Source organism: Neisseria sp. WLZKY-1, assembly GCF_046546535.1.
GTDB lineage: Bacteria > Pseudomonadota > Gammaproteobacteria > Burkholderiales > Neisseriaceae > Neisseria.
Genome location: NZ_JBKGTW010000003.1, coordinates 106663 through 125005, shown reverse-complemented (window position 1 = coordinate 125005; position 18343 = coordinate 106663). Strand labels below are relative to the sequence as shown.

Annotated in this window: 14 protein-coding genes; 5 read left to right on the top strand and 9 right to left on the bottom strand. The window is 59.8% G+C overall.

Annotated features, from left to right (window positions below):
• Nucleotides 1-230 (top strand): hypothetical protein (locus ACLD9W_RS02050; RefSeq protein ID WP_410840469.1); only part of this gene is annotated, 230 nt, incomplete at its 5' end.
• Here ACLD9W_RS02050 and ACLD9W_RS02045 read toward each other — a convergent pair.
• From ACLD9W_RS02045 to ACLD9W_RS02010, 8 genes are all read right to left on the bottom strand, one after another.
• Complete coding sequence (locus ACLD9W_RS02045) at nucleotides 166-1857, bottom strand: ABC transporter ATP-binding protein/permease (RefSeq protein ID WP_410840468.1); 1692 nt, start codon at nucleotides 1855-1857, stop codon at nucleotides 166-168. The genes ACLD9W_RS02050 and ACLD9W_RS02045 overlap by 65 nt on opposite strands.
• A 58-nt stretch (nucleotides 1858-1915) precedes the next feature.
• Nucleotides 1916-3037 (bottom strand): HlyD family secretion protein, encoded by a 1122-nt coding sequence (locus ACLD9W_RS02040; protein ID WP_410840471.1) that lies wholly within the window; start codon nucleotides 3035-3037, stop codon nucleotides 1916-1918.
• 163 nt (nucleotides 3038-3200) lie between these two features.
• A complete protein-coding gene (locus ACLD9W_RS02035; protein ID WP_410840467.1) occupies nucleotides 3201-3617 on the bottom strand; it encodes a type II toxin-antitoxin system VapC family toxin in 417 nt (138 codons plus the stop codon).
• On the bottom strand, nucleotides 3617-3874 hold the full coding sequence (locus tag ACLD9W_RS02030) for a type II toxin-antitoxin system Phd/YefM family antitoxin (RefSeq protein WP_410840466.1): 258 nt from the start codon (nucleotides 3872-3874) through the stop codon (nucleotides 3617-3619). Before ACLD9W_RS02030 ends, ACLD9W_RS02035 begins: the two co-directional genes overlap by 1 nt.
• A 172-nt stretch (nucleotides 3875-4046) precedes the next feature.
• Nucleotides 4047-5708: an MFS transporter gene (locus tag ACLD9W_RS02025; protein WP_410840465.1), complete on the bottom strand. Its 1662-nt coding sequence runs from the start codon at nucleotides 5706-5708 to the stop codon at nucleotides 4047-4049.
• A 103-nt stretch (nucleotides 5709-5811) separates the two neighbouring features.
• Entirely contained in the window at nucleotides 5812-6240 is a 429-nt protein-coding gene (locus tag ACLD9W_RS02020) for a hypothetical protein (protein ID WP_410840464.1), read from the bottom strand.
• Between the two features lie 174 nt (nucleotides 6241-6414).
• A complete protein-coding gene (locus ACLD9W_RS02015) occupies nucleotides 6415-7851 on the bottom strand; it encodes an efflux transporter outer membrane subunit (protein ID WP_410840463.1) in 1437 nt (478 codons plus the stop codon).
• 433 nt (nucleotides 7852-8284) lie between these two features.
• Nucleotides 8285-10492 carry a TonB-dependent siderophore receptor gene (locus ACLD9W_RS02010; protein WP_410840462.1) on the bottom strand — a complete coding sequence of 736 codons (2208 nt, stop codon included), beginning with the start codon at nucleotides 10490-10492 and terminating at the stop codon, nucleotides 8285-8287.
• Between the two features lie 365 nt (nucleotides 10493-10857).
• Here ACLD9W_RS02010 and ACLD9W_RS02005 point away from each other — a divergent pair, with 365 nt between their 5' ends.
• The 4 genes from ACLD9W_RS02005 (at nucleotide 10858) to ptsP (ending at nucleotide 14887) form a co-directional block, all read left to right on the top strand.
• Nucleotides 10858-12225, top strand: a complete 1368-nt coding sequence (locus ACLD9W_RS02005; protein ID WP_410840461.1) for a DEAD/DEAH box helicase — start codon at nucleotides 10858-10860, stop codon at nucleotides 12223-12225.
• 223 nt (nucleotides 12226-12448) lie between these two features.
• Nucleotides 12449-12850 carry a PTS sugar transporter subunit IIA gene (locus tag ACLD9W_RS02000; RefSeq protein ID WP_410840460.1) on the top strand — a complete coding sequence of 134 codons (402 nt, stop codon included), beginning with the start codon at nucleotides 12449-12451 and terminating at the stop codon, nucleotides 12848-12850.
• Between the two features lie 13 nt (nucleotides 12851-12863).
• Entirely contained in the window at nucleotides 12864-13133 is a 270-nt protein-coding gene (locus ACLD9W_RS01995) for an HPr family phosphocarrier protein (protein ID WP_410840459.1), read from the top strand.
• 2 nt (nucleotides 13134-13135) lie between these two features.
• Nucleotides 13136-14887 (top strand): phosphoenolpyruvate--protein phosphotransferase, encoded by a 1752-nt coding sequence (gene ptsP, locus ACLD9W_RS01990; RefSeq protein ID WP_410840458.1) that lies wholly within the window; start codon nucleotides 13136-13138, stop codon nucleotides 14885-14887.
• 505 nt (nucleotides 14888-15392) lie between these two features.
• Here the strand turns inward: ptsP and ACLD9W_RS01985 are convergent.
• On the bottom strand, nucleotides 15393-18287 hold the full coding sequence (locus ACLD9W_RS01985) for a DNA methyltransferase (protein ID WP_410840457.1): 2895 nt from the start codon (nucleotides 18285-18287) through the stop codon (nucleotides 15393-15395).
• Between the last annotated feature and the right edge of the window lie 56 nt (nucleotides 18288-18343).

Genomic DNA, 18343 nt, shown 5'->3' with positions numbered 1-18343 from the left:
TTTCAGACGGCCTTTTCAGACGGCCTTTTCAGACGGCCTTTTCAGACGGCCTTTTCAGACGGCCTTTTCAGACGGCCTTTTCAGACGGCCTTTTCAGACGGCCTTTTCAGACGGCCTTTTCAGACGGCCTTTTCAGACGGCCTTTTCTTTGCGGCTTGGGCGGCTTTATTCCGCTGCTTCCAGCTTTATCCGCCTGTCGAACAGTGCCTGCACTTGGCTTTGGTGGCTGATGCCGATAATCAAGGAGTCGGGCAGCTCTTGTTTGAGTATTTGCATCAGCTCAAGCGAGGAAGCATCGTCAAGCTGATTGGTGGCTTCGTCGAGAAACAGGATTTGCGGGCGGAAAACCAGGGCGCGGGCGAGGCTGAGGCGTTGTTGTTCGCCGCCGGAGAGATGGCTGTGCCATTCTTGTTTTTGCTCGAGATGGTGTTTCAGACGGCCTAAGCCGACTTGTTCCAAGGCCGCTTGAATGGCGGCATCGTCGGCATTGTCGGCATGGGGGTAGCAGACGGCGGCGCGCAGGCTGTCGTAGGGCAGGTAGGGGCGTTGCGGCAGAAACAGGCAGCTGCCGTCGATTCGGTAGTGCCCGCCGTGATACGGCCACAGTCCGGCCAACACGCGCAGCAGGGTGGATTTGCCGATGCCGCTTTTCCCTTCAAACAGCAGCCATTCGGGCGCGCGGGCACTCAGGCTTACGGGGCGCAGCATCGCCCGCCCCTGCGGGGTGTGGACGGCGGTGGCATCCAGCTGCAAAAAGCCGTTTGCGCCATCCGCGTTATCAGGCAGACAAAGCGGACTTTCAGGCTGCTTGGTGTGCCGTTCGGCATCGTCCAAAGCAGCCTGAAAGTTGCCCAAGCGCTCGATCACTGCCGCCCATTCGACCAGACGGCGGTAGGCATCGGTAAACCAGCCGAAGCTGTCCTGGATGCGGGCAAAGGACGTGCGCGTCTGCATCATGTCGCCGAAAGTGAGCGTTTTGGCCAGATACATCGGCAGCGTGGCGAGAATGGGAATGAAAATGCTGATGCGCACATAAGTCGCCCAAAAGGTGCCGTAACGGAATTCGCAGTTGGTCAGGCGGAACCAGTTGTCGCGGATGCGCTTGAAACGCTGTTTCAGACGGCCTTGCTCGGCCTCCGCGCCGTGGTAAAACGCCACCTGTTCGGCATGGTCGCGCACGCGCAGCAGGGCGGCACGGTAGTCTGCTTCGCGGTGCTGGCGTTCGATATTGAGGTCTTTAAGCTTGCGGCCGACAAAGTGCGCCGCCAGCGTGCTGAGCGCGGAATAGGCCAGCGCCACCCACACCAGATAGCCGTAAACGGTAAACGTGCGGCCGCCCAGCGCGAAGGTTTGCACGCCCGACAAGCCCCACAGCACGCCGACAAAGGCGCTGAATTTGGCGACATTGTTGATAAACGACAGCAGCAGGCTGATGCTTTGCGAAGCCAGAAGCGACACGTCTTCGGCGATGCGCTGGTCGGGGTTGTCCGGCTCGCCCGTAAGCTGGAGGCGGTAATGCTTGTGGCCGCCGAGCCATTCGCGCTGAAACTGCGCCGTAAGGTGCGTGCGCCAGCGGAACACCAGCCGCTTCTGCAACCATTCGGCGCAGACGATACAGGCGATAATCATTGCCATATAGCCCAAATATTCAACGATTAAGGCAGGCATCGCCTTGCCGTCAAACGCCGCCAGCGCATCGTAAAAACGCTTGTCCCATGCCGCAATCCACACGCTGATGGTGGTGGAAAACAGGGTAAAAGCGATGATGGCGGCCAAAAGCAGCCATTCGCGCCATTGCGACGCGCCCGCCCAAAACGGACGGGCAAGGCGGAAAAATTGTCGGATGAGTTTTGCCATATGCTTACTTTCGCGCTGCAAAAGGCCGTCTGAACCGGGTTTCAGACGGCCTTTGCGTTTATGGTCGTGTGGACACGGTAACTTCCGCCGACATCCCCGGCGACAGGCGTTCCCAATCTTTCTGCCCGGCATCCAGCGTGATTTTCACCGCGATGCGCTGGGCAATTTTCACGAAGTTGCCCGTGCCGCTGTCGGCCTTAATCAGGCTGAATTCGGAGGCGGTGGCGGGGGCGATTTGGCTGACTTTGCCGCTGAACGCCGTGCCGCCGAGCGCGTCGACGGTGATGGTGGCACTCTGGCCGACGCGCACGTTTTTCATGTCGGTTTCCTTGATGTTGGCGATCACCCAGCGCTCGGGTGGCACCACCGACATCAGTTGCGTGCCTGCGCTGACGAGCTGGCCGTTTTTCACCGCCACTTCGCCGAGTTTGCCGCTGGCGGGGGCGTAAATCACGGTGTGTCCGAGCTCTTGTTCCGCCAAATCCAGCAGCGCCTGCGCGTTGGCGATGCCCGCTTGTGCGCCTTCGCGGCCGACGCCTGTGTTGATAATGTTTTGCTGCGCCACGGCGTATTGCTGGCGCGCCTGCCGCACGCCCGCTTCGGCTTGTTTGACGGCGGTTTGCGCGGCATCTCGGCTGCTTTGCGACACGGCATCGGGCGAGGCCGTCTGAATGCGCTGCCACTCGCGGCGGGCGCGGTCAAGCTGGGCTTGGGCGTTGTCAATCACCGCCTGATTGGCTTTGGATGCCGCCAGCGCGGAAGCCTTGTCCTGCGTGGTTTTGCTCAACGCCGCCTGCTGAGCCGCCAAGCCTGCCTTTGCCTGCGCCACTTTCGCCTGATAGGGCGCGGGGTCAATCTCTACCAGCGGGTCGCCCTTTTTCACTTCGGCAAAATCGTTCACCAAAACCTTCTGCACATAGCCGCCCACGCGCGGGCTGACCACGGTAACGCTGCCGCGCACATAGGCATTGTTGGTGTACACCTCGCCGATGCCAAACGGCGGCAGCCGCCACGCATACAGCGAGAGCAATACGCCTGCGGCGGTGGCGGCAAGAATGGCGATGCCGCCGAAACGGCGTTTTTCAGGCTGCCATTGGGTGGCTTCGGGGGGGGCAGACGGCGTTGGGGTTTGCGGCTCGGGGGTTTGTTCGGGGTTGGGGATTGGCTCTTGTTCGGTCATGTTTGGGGTTTCCGTGGGATGGGTTTTCAGGCTGCCTTTGATGTCGTCTGAAAGGCAGCCTGAAAGCAGGTTTTGCATGTTGTTTGACTGCGTTTGTTTGAATGAGATTTAAGCCTGCGGCTTTCAGGCTGCCTGAATGTTTTTCAAACCAATCCGTTCTCCCTTATTCAAACGGATTGACGATTGTTACGCCGAAGCCGGCAAAGTCTTTCACATTGCGCGTTACCACGATTTTGCCGTGTTCCATTGCGGTGGCGGCGATAAAAGAATCGATGATGGCGGCGGGATTGGGAACATGCAGTCGGGCGGTGCGCAGCGCGACAGCGGACGATACGGGGAAAACGCGGTCGCGGAATTCGGGTTTTAAGGTGTGTTCAAACCATTCCCGCAGCAGCCTGCCTTGTGCCGCGTCCTGCCGTTCTTTGCGCAAAATGCCCGTTTCCACTTCAAACAGGCTCATGGCGCAAAGGTGGCAGCTTTCCAGATCGACACTTTCCAGCCAGCGGACGAACTGCGGCGAGCGGCGGCGGGTATCGGCTTTGCGCATTTCGCTGATGATGTTGGTATCCAGCAGGTACATCAGAACTGCCCTTCCCGTTCGGCAATATCAACGCGTCCAAATTCAAAATCGTCGTCTATCTGCGCGGCAGCTTCTTCACTCATGCTGACGCGCGCGGCATTGCTTTTTTGGCGATGGGTAAGGCGTTGGTAAAGGGCGTAGCTCATTAACACGTGCGAAGGTTCGCCGTGGTCGGTTACGAATACGGGTTCGCGCTCGGCAAGCTGTCTGGCTTGGGCGGCGTTTTGGTTGAAGTCGCGGGCGGTGATGGTGTTCATCTTGTTGATTCCTTTGCAAACGGGCGGTTGGCGTATTGTAGGCGGTGGCGGGTAACGGGGCAAACGGCAGGCAGCCTGAAAGGGCGGCGAACCGTTTTGCACCCAAGGCGCAAATCAAAGCAGTTTGCTTTTCAGGCTGCCCTTAATGCCGTCTGAAAGGCAGCCTGAAACCCTATCTTCCCAGCATCGCAAACACCACCTTTTTCTCTTTCGCCAAAATATCAATCTTGTAATACCTGCGGTAGAGCCACAGGGCAAACGAAACCAGCGCGCTGACGGCGGCCATCACGGCGAGCAGGGCGAATAGGTCGCTGTAGGCGGCGACGGCGGCTTCTTTGGCGGCTTGGGCGGTGATTTGCGACACGGCGCGCCCTTGCAGTTGGGCGGGGTCGGTGAGGGCGGTGGAGAGGGCGGCGGCGTTGCGTCGGATGTCGGCGGCGAGCGCGGGGTTGTCCAATGTGAGGTTTTGCGCGATGTCGGTGAGTCGGTCGCGCGTGCGGTAGGTGAGAAAGGCGCTGAAAATGCCTGCGCCCGCCAGCCCGCCGAGGGTTTGCGACAGCCCGAATACGGCGGAAAAACTCATGATGTGGTCGGGGCTTTTGGCGAGCGCACGCACGATGCCTTCGAGCATCATCGGCCCCATAAACAGGAGTGTGGCAAAGGCGGCGATGCTCTGGCTGAGATAAAGCTGCGCGGGGCGGGTTTGCATGCCGACGCCGATTTCCAGCCATGCGCCGAGCGCGAAACAGGCCAGCGCAATCATCACGGGTTTGCGTATGTCGTTGATGTCCAACAAAATCAGGCTGGCCACCACGCCTGCCAGCGAGGCGATCGCCATCATCAGGTAAAAGCCGCCCATCTGCGTGCCGCCGATGCCCAAGGTTGCCATCAGCCCCGCCGCGCCGACGGTCTGCTCCGAAGTCAAAAGCCGCGCCATCGCGCCCATCACGGCGAAAATCAGGATTTGCGGCACGGTCATCCAATGCCAGTCGAGCATCGGTTTGCGGCGGCGCGCTTCCCAAAACAGCGCCAGCCCGGTCAGCCCCACGCCGCCCGCCAGCAGCCAGCCCAGCCAATGGGTTGTCCACCACACCGTGCGCCCCTGCACGAGAAAGGCGCACAACAGCGCGATGCCGACGGCAAACAGGGTAAAGCTGACGGCATCCATAAGCGTGAACGAGCCGCGTTCGTGAAAACCGGGCGGCAGCGGCAGCGCGGACACTCCGGCAATGCAGGCGAGCGACAAGGCCGTCTGAAAGGCGAATACCGAGCCGAGCAGGCCGTCGGCGTAAAGAAACGGCACAAACGCTTGCGCCAGCGGCGTGCCTACCTGCATCAGCCCGATGCCGAACACCAGCCCCGCCAGCTTTTTCTCGCCGGCAAACGCCTGCATAAAATAATACATCGACAACACCAGCAAACCGCTGGCGGCAATCCCTGCCGAGGCGCGGGCAAACAGCTCCACTTCGTAATGGTGCCAAAGCTGCTGCGACAGGTTGGCGGTGAGCAGCGCAAACAGCGTGATGCGCACAAAACGCTGCACGCCGAAGGCCTTGCGGATTTTGAAAAACAAAATGCTCATGCAGGCGTAAGACATAAAATACGCCGCCTGTATCCAGCCGCCCTGCTGCAAATCCAACGCCAAATCACCGCGCAGTTGCGGCAGCACGGCAGAGAGAAAACCGTTTTGAAAACCCGCTGCCAGAGAGAGCAGAACGCCGATGGCAAGATAGGCGAGACGGCGTTTTTTCGGATGGTCGGGCGAAGCGGGCGCACCCGCCATCATCGGCATCTCGTGCGGCTTGAAAGTGTAGTTGCCGTGTTTGAGGGTCATGGTTGTTGAAAATCCTTTGGGGGCTGTTTTTCAGACGGCGTTTGGGGTTTCAGGCTGCCTTTGATGCCGTCTGAAAGGCAGCCTGAAAACGGGGGAAACTTGTCTACTCCTGTTTACAAAAATATTCGCCCGATAAAGCATTGGGTTGCTGCAAAACCAGCAATTCGTCGCCCCAATTGATCAAATCAAGCAAAGTATGTCGGAACAGCAGGCGGAAACCGATTTCGCCGTGGATGTCGTACAGTTTTTTCATGTCCCGCAAAGTCTCGCCTTGCAGCGGACGGAACAGATCAAGCCCGCCCACATCAAATATTTTGAACGACCCGTATTCTCCCAAAGAAACGCTTTCAAGCTCGCGGTTGAATTCGCAGGCTAAATTCTCTTTGCTGCCGTTGCATTTGATTAAAAGCGAACCGCGCTCCAAACCAAAGTAGATTTCGATCAGATCCTGAAAATCAAAAGGGCTGTCTTCCGTGGGGAACACATGGAACAGTCCTTTTACCGAGACAATTTTTTGATTGAGCGTAATCATCGTGAAAAAACAGAATGGTTCAAAAACGAAGCGGGATAACTGTCGTTCGGATTCTGGAATCCGACGTTTCCCCACAAGGGAAAAACCGTTTTCAGGCTGCCTTCGGGCTTCCCATCTGCATTTGAGGCAGCCTGAAAACCGAAGGCGAAACGGCAAACGACTTTTCAGGCTGCCTTATTGTCCTCCGCCCGCTTCAAATCCGCCGCCAAATGCGGTATTCAACGCCAGCCACGCGGTAAACAGCTTCGTTTGCGCCTGCGAGAGCTGGCTTTCGTTTTGCAGGGTCTCGTCCTGCGCGGCGAGGTAGTCGAGCTTGTTGTCCAAGCCCGATTGCCAGCGGCTTTTGGCGGCGGCGGCGTTTTTGCGGGCGAGGGCGGTCATTTCGCTTTGTTCGCGCACCGACGCTGCGGCGGCTTCGTATTGCGTGAGCGCGTCGGCGGCTTCGCGCAGGGCGGTGTACACGTTTTTGTTGTAACGCGCTGCCTGTTCGTCAAACTCGGCTTCTTTTTTCGACAGGTTCGCCCGCAGCGCACCCGATGTGAAAATCGGCAGGCTCACGCTGGGCAACACGGCGGCGGTAAACGATTTGGACGCGGGCAGATGGCCGATTTCCAGATTCGCCAAGCCCGCCAGCCCCTTAATCGTAATGTTCGGATAAAACTCGGTTTTCGCGCTCTGCACCAAATGCCGCCGCGCCATCAGCCCTTCGCGCTGCGCCGCCAAATCGGGGCGTTTGCCGAGCAAATCGGCGCTCAACTGCGAGACGGGCGGCTGCGGCACGGCTGCGGCGGCGTTGGGGATAAAGTTGTCCAAAGCCTGCGCCTGCTGCCCCGTGAGCGCAGCAAGGGCGTGGCGCACTTGGGCGGTGTTGGCGTCCAAATCCGACAAGGCCGTCTGAAAGCGGCTGTTGCCCTGCTGCACGGCATACAGCCTGCTCGGCGCAAGCTGCCCCGCGCGGATCAGTTCGCGCACCACGCGCTCGCGTTCGCGGTTGATTTGAAAGCGCTTTTCCACGATTTGCCGCTGTTCGAGCAGCATCTGCCATTGGCGGTAATACGCCGCCACGCCCTGCGCAATCAGCAGCCGCGTTTGCGCGCGTTCGTATTCGACGGCGCGTTGCTGCCCCAGCGCAGCTTCAAGCTGGTGGCGGTATTTGCCGAAAATATCGGGCGACCATTGGCCTTGCAGTTGCAGCGATTCGTAGCCGATGTTTACGCCGTGTTCGCCAAACAGGCGGTGTTCCAGATCGGTAGCCAACCGCGATTTGTCGCCGCCGCCCAAGCCGTCGCGGTGGACAAACGCGCCGCCTGCGTTCAAACCGATTTTCACGCCGCCCTGCGAATCCGCCAGCCGCGCCCCCGCTTCCGCCTGACGCAAACGCGCCGCCACCGCCGCCAAATCAGGCGATTTTGCCAAAGCGGTGTCGATCAGCGCGTCGAGCTTCGCATCGTTTAACGCGCGCCACCACTCGGGCGAAACCGGCGGCTGGGGAGAATCGGGTAAACCGAGCGAAGCGGCGGTTTCCACAGGCGCGGGGGCGTGTTCGGTGAAGGAGGCGCAGGAGGCGAGGAGGGCGGCAAGGAGGAGGGCGGGGAGCAGGTGTCCGGGCATGGCGGGATAGGGGAACGGGGTGGAAAAGCGGCGGATTATATGGGGCAGGAGGTCGTCTGAAAACGGAATTTGCGTTGTTTCAACTACATTAAAACCACAAACGGATTTTCAGACGGCCTTTTGCCGGACGGAAATATCCAGCGGGATGCGGCGGGAGAAAAGCGTTTCCGCGAAACGCCGCTCCCACCCTAACCTTCCCCTGCGCTTGGGGTGCAGGGGAGGGAGTCAGATGCGCGGCGGGATTTTCGGTTTCAGAAACGTCATTCCCGCGAAGGCGGAAACAGCCTTTTGGGTTCGCCGATCGGATCACCGAAGCCGATATCTGTTTGCAAAACGGCAAAAGGCCGTCTGAAAACCGCCAAACGGTTTTCAGACGGCCTGCATATGCCGCAGCCGTTTCAGGCCGTCTGAAAGGCATCTTTTCAGACGGCCTTTACATTTTCCATTTGAAGCTGAGCAGGACGTTGCGCGGTTCGCCGTAGAAGTTGCCGCTGTCGAAGCTGCGGCCGTATTGGTTGGTGTAGTAGCGTTTGTCGGTGAGGTTGTTGACGGCGAGGCCGAGCTGCATGTGCGCGTTGGGGCGGTATTGCAGGTTGGCGTTCCAGACGGTGTAGCCGCCTTGGGTGAGGGTGCGGATGCTGTTGGAGGTTTTGCTGCTGCTGTTGATGCCGAGGCCGACGCTCCATTTATTGCCTGCTGTCGGCAGGGTGTAGCTGGTGTAGAGGCGCAGCATGTGTTTGGGCGTGTGGGTGCTGAAATCGTAGCCTTTTTCGCGGCTGGCAATGCCGCCGGGGATGGTGTTGCGGTTGACGCTGCGGTTGAAGGTGTAGCCGGCGAAGATTTTCCAACGCTCGCTCAGGTCGCCGGAGATTTCGGCTTCCACGCCCCTGCTGCGGCGGTCGAGAGCGACCCAGTAGGGTTTGGGGGCGTTGACGCGGAAGTTTTCGTTGTCTTTGTCGGTGAAATAGGCGGCCAGCGCGGTGTTCAGACGGCCTGAAAGCCATTGGCCTTTCCAGCCGATTTCGTAGTTGCGCCCCATAATCGGCGGCAGCAGGTTGTCGTTTTCGTCGCGGTTCATGGTTTGCTTGAAGATGGCGGTGTAGCTGGCGTAGAGACTTTGGCTCGGGGTGAGGTCGTAGGTGACGCCGGCGTAGGGGATGAAGCGGTTGCGTTTGAGTTCGTTAACCGTGCCCGGGGTGCCGTCTTTGAGGTTTCTGTCCCAAATCAGGTAGCGGTACCAGCGGGTGTAGCGGCCGCCGGCCATGATGTGCAGGCGTTCGGTGGGGTTGAGGCGCACACCCGCGCCGAAGGCGTGGGTTTTGTAGCGGCCGTCGCCGCCGCGCGCTTTGATGTCGGCGCCGTCCCAGTCGGGTTTGGCGATTTCGCTGCCGTTGAAGCTGTCGGCGTCGAAGCGGCGGCTGTCGTCGGGCCAGCGGTTGACGGTGTGGTGTTTTTCTTTGGAGAAGCTGTGCATGAAAAACACGTCGTGGCTGCGGCCGAGCGCTTGGAAGCGGCCGGTGAGGTTGTTCTGCCAGGTAAATTGGCGCGAGTCGTTGTCGTAGCGGTCGTGGCTGTAGGTTGCGCCCAGGCCGTCGGTGCCGATGCCCTCGCCGTTGATGCCGCCGAGGAAGTAGTATTCTTTTTCCGAGGCGGTTTTGCGCCAGTCGAGTTTGCTGGAGAGTTTCCAGTTGTCGTTGAAGAAGTGTTCGTATTCGGCGAAGAGGTTGGTTTTTTTCAGACGGCTTTCGTTCCAATCCGCGCCCAGATAGCGTTTGCGCGGCAGGCCGCGGCCGTCTGAATAAAGCGGCAGGCCGACAAGGTCGGGGGTTTCGCTCTTGTCGATGCGGCTTGCGCCCCAAGTGAGTTTGCCGTTGTCGCCGATGTCTTTTTCCATCACGCCGTAGAGCAGGATGTCGCGGCCGCCGGAGCGTTCGCGGAAGGTTTTGTTGCGGGTGACGGAGCCGACAAAGCGGCCGCGCAGGCCGTGTTCGCCGCTGAGTGTGCCGGAGGCGTCGAAAGTGCCGTTGATTTTGCCGAAGCGGTCGGCCAAAAGGTCGGCGCTGATTTGGCGCTGCGCGGTGGGTTTTTTGCGTGCGGCGTTAATCGTGCCGCCCGGTTCGCTGTTGGCTTGGGTCAGACCGGCCGCGCCGCGCACCACTTCGATGCGGTCGTAAAGCGCCAGATCGGTGGCGTTGGTCGGGTCGCCGTAGGGGCCGCCGAGGCCGAAGCCGCCGGGCGAGCCGATTTGGCTTGCCATGCCGTCTTCTTCAAACTGCTCGATAAAGTAGCCGCGCGACATGAAGTGGGTGCGGCCGCCGGATTGGAAAACGTTGACGCCGGTGGCGGTTTTCAGCGCGTCTTCCAGCGTGGTGATGCCTTGGTCTTCGAGCTGTTTTTTGGTGATGACGGTAACGGACTGGGGAATGTCTTTAGGCGCGAGAATCAGACCGGTGGTGGAGCGCAGGGCGGAGGCGGCGTAGCTGTTGCGGTTTTCCGTGCGCAGGCTACGGTTTTTGGCGGTGACGGTGACTTGCGCCACGCCTTCGCTTTCTTCTATGTTGTCTGCCTGTGCGGCGGTGTCGGCGGCGGCATGGCCGGCGAAGAGGGCAAGGGCGAGGGCGGAGAGTTTGAACGGTGACATGAAGTGGCTCCTGATTTGTGTGAGAAGAGGAATCGGTAGGGAAAACGGCGCAGGCAAACTGTTTTCCGACGGCCTTTCGCGGCTGCGCCGCCGCAAAATTGCGCGCATTGTAATAATGTAACACGCGGTTTGTTTTGATTTGGGTCAAACCGTTTGTGCGGAAAACTTGCGTTTTCCCCCGCCCTGCGGCACGGGCGCGGGCGCAACGGCGGCGGGCTTTTGTGGCATAATGCGCGCCCTTACCCGCACGTCGGGCACTGTATTTTTTCAGACGGCCTTTGCCGTTTGGAACCGTCATTTATTTCAAAACTATCCCTGAATCACGCAGGCGGCGAAGAGGCCGTCTGAAAACAGAAAGAACCGCCATGAATCCCTTTTCCTCATTGGGTTTGGGTCAGGAAATCGTCTCCGCCCTCACCGATCAGGGCTACGAAAATCCCACGCCCATCCAGGCCGCCGCCATTCCCAAAGCGCTGGCCGGACACGACCTGCTGGCCGCCGCGCAGACCGGCACCGGCAAAACTGCTGCCTTTATGCTGCCGAGCCTGGAGCGCCTCAAACGCTTTGCCACCACCTCCGCCTCGCCCGCCATGCACCCCGTGCGCATGCTGGTGCTCACGCCCACGCGCGAGCTGGCCGACCAAATCGACCAAAACGTGCAGGGCTACATCAAAAACCTGCCGCTGCGTCACACCGTCCTCTTTGGCGGCGTGAACATGGACAAGCAAACCGCCGATTTGCGCGCCGGCTGCGAAATCGTTGTCGCCACCGTCGGCCGCCTGCTCGACCATGTCAAACAGAAAAACATTCACTTCAACAAAGTCGAAATCGTTGTCCTCGACGAAGCCGACCGCATGCTCGACATGGGTTTCATCGACGATATCCGCGCCATCATGCAGATGCTGCCGCGCGAGCGCCAAACCCTGCTCTTCTCCGCCACCTTCTCCGACCCCATCCGCAAGCTCGCGCAAGACTTCATGAACGCGCCCGAACTCGTCGAAGTCGCCGCGCAGAACACCGCCAACGCCAACGTCGAACAGCACATCATCGCCGTCGACACCTTCAAAAAACGCCACCTGCTCGAACGCCTCATCGTCGATTTGGACATCAAGCAGGTTATCGTCTTCTGCAAAACCAAACAAAGCGTCGACCAGGTCACCCGCGATTTGCAGCGGCGCGAAATCGCCGCCCAAGCCATCCACGGCGACAAATCCCAGCAAAGCCGCCTCGAAACCCTCGCCGCCTTCAAAGAAGGCAGCCTGCGCGTCCTCGTCGCCACCGACGTCGCCGCCCGCGGCCTCGATATTGCCGAACTGCCCTTTGTTATCAACTACGAGCTGCCCGCCCAGCCCGAAGACTATGTCCACCGCATCGGCCGCACCGGCCGCGCCGGCGCCGACGGCGTCGCCATCTCGCTGATGGACGAAAACGAACAGAAAATGTTTGAAGCCATTAAAGAGCTGGCCGGCAGCGATATTGCCGTCGAACGCATCGAAGGCTTCGAGCCGCAATGGTGGGACAAAGGCACGCAGGAGAGTGCCGCGCAGAGGCCGTCTGAAAACCGCCGCCGCAGCGACAGCGCCCGCAGCGAAGAGCGCCGACCGCGCCGCGAAGCCGACAAAGGCAGGGACGCCGGCGACTCCTGCGGCAGAATCGCCGGCCGCAGCAGGCGCAACAGGCGCGGCGAGCGCGTCAAATGCGCCCTAGTACTGCCCAACTTCGGCGTGAAATAAAGCGCGCCCGCCGCATACGCAAAGGCCGTCTGAAAACGCCGCCCGACATTGTCGGGCGGCGTTTTCAGACGGCCTCACCGTTTTCAGACGGCCTGTGTCTGCCCGCGGGATACCGCTTTCACATATAATGCCGCCTTTTACACAACAAGGCCGTCTGAAAGCGAGGCTTCAACGGAGTGAAAGCCAAGCTCCGGCGAAGCGAAACAGGACGGCAGAACACACCATGATAGGCATCGTTATCGTCACTCACCAAGCCCTCGGCCGCGCCTACACGGAGCTGGCCGGTCATTTTTTCCCCGAAATTCCCGCCCACATCCGCCTGCTCGGCGTCGAGCCCGACGAAGACCACGAAGACGTCATCGCCCGCCTGCAGCGCGAGCTGGCCGACACGGCCGCACCGCACGGCACGCTGGTGTTGGCCGACATCTTCGGCGCAACGCCGTGCAACGCCGCCCGCCGCCTCGTCGTGCCGCAGAAAGTGGCCATCCTCACCGGCCTCAACGCCCCCATGCTGGTGAAGGCCGTGCAGTATTCCGCCGCCGCTGAAGACCTCGCCGCCTTTACCGAAGCCGTGCGCGAAGCGGCCGTCAGCGGCATCATCGCCCTCACCGCTGCCCCCGAATAGGAAATCCCAGACCATGCTCAAACAAGACATCGAAATCATCAACAAACTCGGCCTGCACGCCCGTGCGTCGAGCAAATTCGTTCAGACGGCCTCGCCGTTTGCCTGCGAAGTCTGGGTAACGCGCAACGGGCAGCGCGTCAACGGCAAAAGCATTATGGGACTGATGATGCTCGCCGCCGCCAAAGGCAGCATGGTGACGCTGGAAACCGACGGCGCCGACGAAGCGGCCGCCATGCAGGCGCTCACCGCGCTGATTAACGACTACTTCGGCGAAGGAGAATAAACATGGGCATCGTGCTGCACGGCGTGGCGGCGGGCAAAGGCATCGCCATCGGCCGCGCCCATCTTTTGGTGCGCGGACGCGGAGAAGTGCCGCAGTATGACCTGGCGGAAAACGAAATCGACGGCGAAACCGCCCGCTACGAGGCCGCCGTGAAAACCACCCGCCGCCAGCTCGAACAAATCCGCAGCACCATTCCCGAAAACGCCCCCACCGAACTGGGCGCCTTCATCTCCCTGCACCTGATGCTGCTCACCGACGTCACCCTGTCGCGCGAACCGGCCGACATCATCGAAGAGCAGAAAATCAACGCCGAATGGGCGTTGAAAATCCAAACCGACCGCCTGGCGGCCCAGTTTGACGCCATCGGGGACGAATACCTGCGGGCGCGCAAACAAGACATGCTGCAAGTGGCCGAGCGCATCCACAACAACCTCATCGGCACGGGCAACGAGCTCAACCTCGACGCCAACCTCCTCGACGACACCATCCTCATCGCCCACGACCTCTCGCCCGCCGACACCGTCCAATTTAAAGAACAGCGCGTCACCGCCTTCGTTACCGACGCCGGTGGCCCCACCAGCCACACTGCCATCCTCGGCCGCAGCCTCGACATCCCCTCCGTTATCGGCCTCTCCAACGCCCGCGCCCTCATCAGCGAACACGAATGGGTCATCGTCGACGGCATCAACGGCGTCCTCATCATCGACCCCGACGACCTCGTCATCGCCGAATACCGCCGCCGCCTGCGCGCCTACAAAAGCAAACAGCGCGAACTGGGCAAACTGAAAAAAACCGCCGCCGCCACCACCGACGGCATCCAAATCGAACTCTCGGCCAACATCGAAAGCGCCGACGACATCAAAGCCCTGCACGCCCTCGGCGGCGACGGCGTCGGCCTCTTTCGCAGCGAATACCTCTATCTCAACCGCGACACCCTGCCCGACGAAGAAGAACAGTTTGCCGTTTATTCCGCCATCGTCAAAAAACTCAAAGGCAAACCCCTCACCATCCGCACCGTCGATCTGGGCGTCGACAAAAACCCCCGCTGGTTCGGCCAGAACGGTACGCCCAACGGCAGCCTCAACCCCGCCCTCGGCCTCACCGGCATCCGCCTGTGCATGGCCGAGCCCGTCATGTTCCGCACCCAAATGCGCGCCATCCTGCGCGCCGCTGCCCTCGGCCCCGTCAAAATCATGTGGCCGATGATCAGCTCTGTGGCCGAACTCAAACAATGCCACGTCCACCTCGACACCGCTCGCCGCCAGCTCACCGAATGCGGCGAAACCTTCGGCAGCGTGCAGACCGGCTGCATGATCGAAATCCCCTCCGCCGCCCTCACCGTATCCAGCCTGCTCAAACACGCCGACTTCATCTCCATCGGCACCAACGACCTCATCCAATACACCCTCTCCGTCGACCGCGGCGACGACGCCGTCAGCTACCTCTACCAGCCCGCCCACCCCGCCGTTTTGCGCCTGCTCGCCCACATCCTGCGCACCGCCCAGCGCATGAACAAACCCGTCTCCCTCTGCGGCGAAATGGCCGGCGACACCCTCTACACCCGCCTGCTGCTGGGCATGGGGCTGCGCAGCTTCTCCATGAACACCAACAACCTGCTGGCCGTGAAAGACATCGTCATCCACAGCAGCATCGACCGCCTCGAACAAGACATCCTGCGCATCCTGCGCAACGAAGACCCCGACAAAACCGACAAACTGCTCAAACAGCTCAACGGCCAGGAAGAGGCCGTCTGAAACCCCGTCTGCGGTTTTCAGACGGCCGATCTCGGCCGAAAGGCCGTCTGAAACAGCCGAACCTGCCGCGCATCCACTCAACCTTCCTCCGCGAACGGAAGGAGACGCTGTTGCCCGACAAATTTCAGACGGCCTCAAAGCAACATCCCGTAGGCCGGATACTTGTATCTATTTTCAGGCCGTCTGAAACCGCCAATCCTGCCGAGGATCTGACTCCCTTCCCCGTTTATGCCCCGACGGAATACAAGCGGGAGAGCAAACACAGCGGCCGATACATTTCAGGCTGCCTGCCAAACCGCAAAAGCAGCCTGAAAAGCAAAACACCCGAAAGAGCGACCATGCCCAAACGCCCCCGCCGCCTTTGTGCTGAGCCAGCTCATCATCATCCAGAGCGAAGCCGCGCAGACCTGCCGCTTCACGCCGGGCATGTATTGGCGGCACTACCAAAACCAACGTGGCCAACTGTCCGAGCGCTTGCAAACCGAACTCGACGCCGCCTACGGTTTCAGACGGCCTTTTTGCGCGGTTTTTTTTCGGGGGTGGCGGTTTGGTGTTGCCGGTACACATCAAACAGGAATGCCACGCGGTCGGCGTCGTCGTTTTTGCCGGTGTAGCCGTAGGCGGCGTCGACGGCTTTGTCCAGCGCCTGATGGGCTTTGAGCAGGTCGGGATAGGGGTGGACGGTGTAGGGGTTGTAGAGTTGGGCGAGGGTGGGCGGCGTGCTGCCTTTTTTGACGGCGGCTTGGCGGTATTGTTCGCGCACGTCCAACACCTTTTGTGCAGCCTCTTCGATTTTGGCACGGGCTTTCTGTTCGGCGGCGGGCGGTGCGCTGCCGTTTTTGCTTTCAGACGGCGTTTGCGCGGCAAAGGGGAAGGGGAAGTTGTTGTACACGATGCCTGCCGAATATTGGTAGCGGCTTTCGAGACGGCCTGCCACGGTACGCATAAAGGCGTTGTGCATGGCGGACATTAGCAGCCCGAAATGGTAAAGCGGCGTGGGGCTGCTAAGTGTATAGATTTTGTTGCTGACAATGCTGTTGCTGTCGAGAAAGCCGATGGGAATGTAGTTGCGTTTTTCTGATGAAACCTCGGGAATGGCAAGATAGTTGCCGCTTGCGGGCTGGCGGATTTCGCCGAACAGGTGCGGGGTGGCGGCGAGTTTTTGGGTGGCAGCACGTTTGCTTTCCTGACGTGCGGTTTTCACTTTTTCAATACGCTGCGCCACTTGCGGCATTTTTTTCAAATCACGGTTGAGCTGTTCCAGATCGCAACCGTCAAACCATAAGCACCAGCGTTGTTTGCCGTTGAGAAATTCTTCCGCACCGAGAAAGGGGCGGATGTATTGCTTGGCCAAGGGTTCGGCTTCGAGCAGGACGGTTTTTTCTTCGGGTGTAAGCAGCAGATGGCCGCCATCGTTGGGCATTGAGCCGAAGCAGATTCCAGTTTCGTTAGTAATTTGAATGTTGCTTTTTTCAATAGCAACGTTGTCGGCATCAATCAGATAGGCGTTGATGTTGCGGGCGGCCTGCGGCTGCGCTTCGCCTTTGATGTCGGGATAGCGGAACAGCGTGGGGCTGTCGGGCTGTTTGAATGCGAAGCCGACGATGATGCAGTGCACGGCAGCCACGCCTTTGGCCTGGTTCTGCCATTGGAAGGTCTGGTGGGCAAACTGTATGCGGATGCCGCGTTCAAACAGGGGCTGCCATAAGGTGGCGGCTTGGTCGCCCTGGCAGATGGAATTGGTGGAAACAAAGGCCGTCTGAATTTCGGATTGTAAATTTTTATCGGGGGGGGGGGTGATTGATTGCTGGTGACTATGTTCCATGATGTCGGCGGCTTTGAGATACCAAGCGGATACGTAATCCAATACGCCGCTGTTTTTCAGACGGCCTGCAATGGCGGCCATATCGGCTTTTTGCGCGGCACTTTGGTAGGCTTTTCCGATAAACGGCGGGTTGCCGAAGATGTAATCGGCCTGCGGCCATTCGGTGTGCAATGCGTTGGCGTTGATGATTTCGGCGCTGTCGGTGAGCGGGATGGTGGGGCGGGTGGTGCCGAAGCGTTCGGCGGTGGCGAGGTTGCATTGGTGGTCGGTGAGCCACATGGCGACTTTGGCGATTTGGGCGGGGTATTCGTCCAGCTCGATGCCGTGGAATTGGCCGATGTGGACGCGCTGCATGGTGGCGATGTCGAGCAGCTGGTTTTCGGCAAAAAGCTCGCCGATGATTTCGTCTTCGAGGCGGCGCAGTTCGCGGTAGGCGACGACCAGAAAATTGCCGCAGCCGCAGGCGGGGTCGAGGAAGTTCAGACGGCCTATTTTTTCGTGCAGCGCTTGCGCGAGCTTGCGGCGTTGGGCTTTGCCGCTTTTGCGTGCGGCGGCCAGTTCGGCGCTCAGGCTGTTCATAAACAGGCTGTCGATGACTTTTAAGATATTGGCTTCTTCGGTGTAGTGCGCGCCGGCGGCGCGGCGTTCGCTGCCGTCCATCACGCTTTGAAACAGGCTGCCGAAGATTTCGGGGCTGATTTTCGCCCAGTCGCGCTGCGAGCATTCGAGCAGCTTTTGGCGCAATTCGGCGTCGAAATAAAATTCGTCAATCTGGTGTTCAAACAGTTTGCCGTTGACATGGGGAAAGGCTTTAAGCTCGCTGTTCATGCGCGCGGGGCGTTTGTCGGGCGGGGTGTCGAGCACTTGGAAGATTTGGTTGAGGGTGCTGCCGGTGTCGCTGCCGTCTTCTTTGGTGTGGCGGCGCAGGTAGTCTTCAAACTGGCCTTTGTCGAAAATCAGGGTGTCGTCAGCGAAAAAGCAGAATAAAAGGCGGATGATGAATTGTTTGAGGGCGTGTTCGTTGTAGGCGGTATCGGCGCGAAAGGCTTGGTAGAGGCTGCCCACGGCATCGGCGGCTTCGATGTTGGCCTGCTCTTCGGCGGCTTTGAGGTCGCGGCCGATGCCGTCCATAAAGTCGAAATTGCGGTTTTTAATCTGCTCGGGCAAGTCTTCGAGCGGGAAATCGATGCGCGTGTCGGCCTGCAAATCGTAAAGGCGCATGGTGGCGAAGTCGCACACGATGACATGGCGCGGCACGTCTTCCGGATTGTGGCGGCGGATTTCGTCCACATAGCCTGCGGCCTGCGCAAAGGCTTTGTCGAGGTCTTTGTTGGCGGATTTGTGTTCGCACAAGAGCCTGCCTACCCAGAAAACGTCGGCAAATTTGGTGGTTTTCTGGCGGTGGTGTTTGACGGCGTATTCGAGGCTGGCGGTTTTGTAGCGGTCGAGGTTGAAGATGCGGAAAAATTCGTCCCAAAAGGTTTTGGCTTCGGCTTCTTCGCGCTTTTCGTTTTTCCAGCGGCGCTCGAAGGCTTGGGCAAGGCGGTATTTGTGTTCGTAGGTGTGGACGGTCATGGGTTTTCCCTTGGGTTGCCGTGTCGGTTTGGGTTGGTTTCAGACGGCCTACTATG